This is a genomic window from Azospirillum griseum, assembly GCF_003966125.1.
In the GTDB taxonomy this organism is placed as follows: domain Bacteria; phylum Pseudomonadota; class Alphaproteobacteria; order Azospirillales; family Azospirillaceae; genus Azospirillum; species Azospirillum griseum.
Map to the genome: position 1 here is coordinate 1 of NZ_RXMA01000147.1, position 399 is coordinate 399.

A 399-nucleotide genomic window follows, 5' to 3' on the forward strand; every position below is an offset into this window, starting at 1 on the left:
TATCCGGAATTTCGTGCTCGGCGGGGCGGGTTTTAATCTCAGGCGCTCATCGCCTTTGAGAAACGCTCGCCGAACATGACGGCCATCTGTGCCTTGGCGGCCGTCCATTCCCGTGGCGGCATCTTCCAATCTTTCTCGGAGCGGTTCAAGACCAGAAACAAGAGCTTCAGCGCGGCCTCGTCATTTGGAAAATGCCCTCGGGCCCGCACCGCCCGGCGCAGCTTGGAATTCAACGCTTCGATGGCATTTGTGGTGTAAAGGATGCGTCGAACCGCGCGGGGAAAGGCGAAAAAGGGAATGACCTCCGGCCAAGCGCGCCGCCAGGCCTTGCCGATGGCCGCATACTTTTCGCCCCAGGGTCCGTCTTCGAAGGCGGTCAGGGCCACCTCGGCGGCCTTA

General features: G+C 61.2%; 1 protein-coding gene. It reads right to left on the reverse strand.

Features of this window, described 5'->3' with window-relative positions:
* Window positions 1–38: 38 nt before the first annotated feature.
* Window positions 39–399, reverse strand: a 361-nt coding sequence (locus tag EJ903_RS26550) for a transposase (RefSeq protein ID WP_174237370.1), incomplete at its 5' end; no start/stop codon positions are given.